The following is a 4624-nucleotide window of genomic DNA, read 5'->3' on the forward strand; positions in this document are numbered from 1 at the left end:
GTGGGGGCGCCGGGCCGCGGGGCGGCGGGAACGTGGAGCGGCGGCCGCGCGCCGCCGGACCACCCCGCCGCTGCGGCTGACCCGACGCGGCCGGGTCGCGCTGGTGGTGGCGGCCGCGCTGCTGTCGTTGGGGGGATTCTGGCTGGGTACGCGTGCGGCAGGACATGCGGCCGTTCCCGTCATGGTGCCGGCACACGCAGGGTTGCCGTGGGTGGAGGTCCACGAGGGGGACACGCTGTGGGCGATCGCCGACGCCCTCTCCCATGGCGAAGATCCGGCAACCCTGGTGGAGGAGATCAAGCGCCTGAACGGCCTGCCCGACTCCCTCATCCGCCCCGGCACCCGCCTCTACATCCCGAAGGACGACACCACCGCCTTACGCTGACCCGCCCCTGCCGACCGGCACGGTCCGGCGCCGGAAGAGCATGACCCCCATCGCCATCCGCGCCTCCAGCGGTCCCGAGCCGGGTCACCTCGCGTCCGGTCGGCCGTGGCCCAGCCGTCCCACGACCGTCCCGTTGACCACGGTCTGCGCGGTGCATCCGCCGAGTGAACGTCAAGCACCGTGTACGAGTTCCGGCGGTCCCGGCTCGATCACCGGTCCAGGTGCCGGATGGCCTGCCGCCGACACGCTCGCCTGGGCGGGGCCCGTCCGCCGGCGCATCCGTCCTGGCAGTCCTGTCGCCGACGGTCCCCCGCCTGGGCGGCAGGCCTGGCCGAGTCCTCACGGCCGGCGTCCGATCCCAGCCGGTTTCCCCGGTTCGGCGTTCGACCCTGGCCAGCCGCCTCCCCGGACGGCGGTGCCGCCCGGTTCTCCCTGCCGGCGTCCGGGCCCGCACAAGCCTCCGCACCAAGACGTCGGGTCGAGGGCCGCCCCCGGGCGGCCGGCCCAGGCGGTTCGTTCAGCGGCAAGCCCCGTGGGAGGCGGGTGGGTGACGGGGCGTTCAAGGAGTGAGCGTGGTGGGTGAAGTGTCGCTCGGTGCTGTTGTGAGCTTCTTTCACGGACGAGGCCGCGCACAACTCTTGTGACGCTCCCAACTGCACGAACACCGCCGGGACGGCGCGACACGCCCGGGACTGGAGAAGATGGCGGACTGATCAGCGACTTCGGCGGGACGGCGCGGCTCAACTTGCGTTCATGGTCGCGCGCTTCTACGGTTGGACCACAACATCTAGTAGTTACACCGATGTAGGTTCACCACACCTTGTGGTTATGCCACCGTTCCACGGTCAGCCGTGGAGCGTGCGTGAGCGTCCCCTCGCGCGGGGAACGGTGTGCGGTGACCGTAGGGGCCTTGGAGGCGAAAGCGTGCACTGTCCGTTCTGTCGCCACCCTGACACCAGGGTCATCGACAGCCGCTCGACGGAGGACGGGGCGGCCATCAGGCGCCGCCGCACCTGTCCCGAGTGCGGGCGCAGGTTCACCACCCAGGAGACCGTACTTCTCATGGTGAGCAAGCGCAGCGGAGTGACAGAACCGTTCTCGCGGGACAAGGTCGTGGCGGGCGTGCGGCGGGCCTGCCAGGGCAGACCGGTAAGCGAGGATTCGCTGGCGCAGCTCGGGCAGCAGGTGGAGGAGGCCATCAGGGCCAAGGGTGCGGCCGAGATCCCCTCGAACGAGGTGGGTCTGGCGATCCTCGGCCCGCTGCGGGAGCTCGACGAGGTGGCCTACCTGCGTTTCGCATCGGTATATCGCGGTTTCGAGAGTTTGGCGGACTTCGAGGCCGAGATCTCACAGTTGAAGGCGGAGAAGGGGGAGTCATGACGGAGACGGCCAGCGGTTCAGTGGCGCGCGGGGGCAAGCGTCCACGTAAGGGGCTGAAGATGAAGCGCATCTTCACCAAGCCCGGCGTACACCCGTATGACGAGATCCAGTGGGAGCGCCGCGACGTCGTCATGACCAACTGGCGCGACGGCTCGGTCAACTTCGAGCAGCGGGGGGTCGAGTTCCCCGGGTTCTGGTCGGTCAACGCGGCCAACATCGTGACGACGAAATACTTCCGCGGGGCCGTGGGCACCCCGCAGCGTGAGTGGAGCCTGAAGCAGCTGATCGACCGGGTGGTCGGCGTCTACACCCGAACGGGCGTCGAGAACGGCTACTTCGCGAGCGAGGAGGATGCCGAGATCTTCGACCACGAGCTGAAACACGCGCTCGCCCACCAGGTGTTCGCGTTCAACTCGCCGGTCTGGTTCAACGTCGGCACACAGTCACCGCAGCAAGTAAGCGCGTGTTTCATCCTCTCCGTGGACGACCAGATGGAGTCGATCCTGGAGTGGTACAAAGAGGAAGGCGTGATCTTCAAGGGGGGTTCGGGGTCCGGGGTCAACCTGTCCCGCATCCGTTCCTCCAAGGAGTTGCTGTCCAGCGGCGGCACGGCCAGCGGCCCCGTCTCGTTCATGCGCGGCGCCGACGCGTCCGCGGGGACGATCAAGTCCGGCGGCGCCACCCGCAGGGCCGCCAAGATGGTGGTGCTCGACGTCGACCACCCCGACATCGAGGAGTTCATCGAGACGAAGGCGCGCGAGGAGGACAAGGTCCGCGCGCTGCGCGACGCCGGGTTCGACATGGACCTGGGCGGCAAGGACATCGTCTCCGTCCAGTACCAGAACGCCAACAACTCGGTGCGCGTCTCCGACGAGTTCATGCGGGCGGTGGAGAAGGGCGGCGAGTTCGGCCTGCGCGCCCGCCTGACCGGCGAGGTCATCGAGAAGGTCGACGCCAGACACCTGTTCCGCAAGATGGCCAAGGCCGCCTGGGAGTGCGCCGACCCGGGCCTGCAGTACGACGACACGATCAACGACTGGCACACCACCCCGGAAACCGGACGTATCACGGCTAGTAACCCGTGTTCGGAATATGTGCATCTGGATAACTCGTCCTGCAATCTGGCCAGCATCAATCTGCTGAAGTTCCTGAAGGACGACAACTCCTTCAACGTCGCCGACTTCGTCAAGCTGACCGAGCTGATCATCACCGCGATGGACATCTCGATCACGTTCGCCGACTTCCCGACCGAGAAGATCGGCGAGACCACCCGTGCCTACCGGCAGCTCGGCATCGGCTACGCCAACCTGGGCGCGCTGCTGATGGCCTCCGGCCACGCCTACGACTCCGACGGCGGCCGGGCGGTGGCCGCGGCGATCACGTCGCTGATGACCGGCGTGTCCTACCGGCGCAGCGCCGAGCTGGCCGGCGTGGTGGGGCCGTACGACGGATACGCCAGGAACGCCGAGCCGCACAAGCGGGTCATGCGCAAGCACGCGGCGGCGAACGACAACCTGCGCACCGTCGGCTCCATGGACGCGAAGATCCACTCCGAGGCGTCGCGCCAGTGGTCGGAGTGCCTCAAGTTGGGCGAGAAGCACGGCTACCGCAACGCGCAGGCCAGCCTCCTCGCCCCCACCGGCACGATCGGCCTGATGATGGACTGCGACACGACCGGCATCGAGCCGGACCTGGCGCTGGTCAAGTTCAAGAAGCTGGTGGGCGGCGGGTCCATGCAGATCGTCAACCAGACGATCCCGCGGGCGCTCAAGCAGCTCGGCTACCAGCAGGAGCAGATCGAGGCCATCGTCGAATACATCGCCGAGCACAGCCACGTCGTCGACGCCCCCGGCCTGCGCCAGGAGCACTACGAGGTGTTCGACTGCGCGATGGGCGAGCGGGCGATCGCGCCCATGGGTCACGTGCGGATGATGGCGGCCACGCAGCCGTTCCTGTCCGGCGCCATCTCCAAGACGGTCAACCTGCCCGAGTCGGCCACGATCGACGACATCGAGCAGGTCTACATGGAGGGCTGGCAGCTCGGCCTGAAGGCCCTGGCCGTCTACCGCGACAACTGCAAGGTCGGCCAGCCGCTGTCGGCGGGCAACGGCTCCAAGAAGGAGGAGCCGCAGGCGGAGCCCGAGGTGAAGGTGGTCGAGGTCAACCGGCCGACCCGGCGGCGCATGCCCAACCAGCGACCGAGCATGACCACCCGTTTCACGGTGGGCGGCGCCAAGGGCTACATGACCGCCTCCTCCTACCCTGACGACGGACTCGGCGAGGTCTTCCTCAAGATGTCCAAGCAGGGTTCGACGCTGGCGGGCGTCATGGACGCGTTCTCCGTCGCGATCTCCATCGGGCTCCAGTACGGAGTGCCGCTGGAGACGTACATGAGCAAGTTCGTCAACATGCGGTTCGAGCCGGCCGGGATGACGGACGACCCGGACATCCGGATGGCGACGTCGGTGATGGACTACATCTTCCGCCGCCTCGCGCTCGACCACCTGCCCTACGAGGAGCGGGCGGCCCTGGGCATCTTCTCGGCGGCCGAGCGGGCGGCGCAGCAGCGCGGCGAGGACCCCGCGGCGCTGCAGGAGCCGGTCGACCGTGAGGCGCTGGCCCAGTCGGCGCCCATCGAAACCCAGCCCGAGAAGGAGCAGCCGGTCGCGGAGCTGACGCTGGAAAGCCACCAGCGCTTCACCGCGGACGCGCCGCTCTGCATGACCTGCGGCACCAAGATGCGCCCGGCCGGGAGTTGCTACGTCTGCGAGGGCTGCGGCTCGACCAGCGGCTGCAGCTGACGCGCTGAGCGTGATCACGGGTGGGGAGGGGCGGTGGCCCCTCCCCACCCGTATGAGC

At 68.5% G+C, this 4624-nt stretch carries 3 protein-coding genes; all 3 read left to right on the top strand.

Features of this window, described 5'->3' with window-relative positions; genetic code table 11:
* Nucleotides 1–385 (top strand): LysM peptidoglycan-binding domain-containing protein (locus GUY59_RS46105; RefSeq protein WP_161715099.1); only part of this gene is annotated, 385 nt, incomplete at its 5' end.
* A gap of 924 nt (nucleotides 386–1309) precedes the next feature.
* Nucleotides 1310–1765, top strand: a complete 456-nt coding sequence (nrdR, locus tag GUY59_RS46110; protein WP_132341894.1) for a transcriptional regulator NrdR — start codon at nucleotides 1310–1312, stop codon at nucleotides 1763–1765.
* Nucleotides 1762–4566, top strand: a complete 2805-nt coding sequence (locus GUY59_RS46115) for a vitamin B12-dependent ribonucleotide reductase (RefSeq protein ID WP_138208659.1) — start codon at nucleotides 1762–1764, stop codon at nucleotides 4564–4566. The genes nrdR and GUY59_RS46115 overlap by 4 nt, the downstream gene beginning before the upstream one ends.
* Nucleotides 4567–4624: the final 58 nt, after the last annotated feature.

The organism is Nonomuraea sp. K271 (genome assembly GCF_009908215.1).
Lineage (GTDB): Bacteria > Actinomycetota > Actinomycetes > Streptosporangiales > Streptosporangiaceae > Nonomuraea > Nonomuraea longispora.

Bases quoted from the DNA above. Each gene is read 5' to 3' on its own strand.
- GUY59_RS46115 (WP_138208659.1), top strand. From the start codon at position 1,762: ATGACGGAGACGGCCAGCGGTTCAGTGGCGCGCGGGGGCAAGCGTCCA.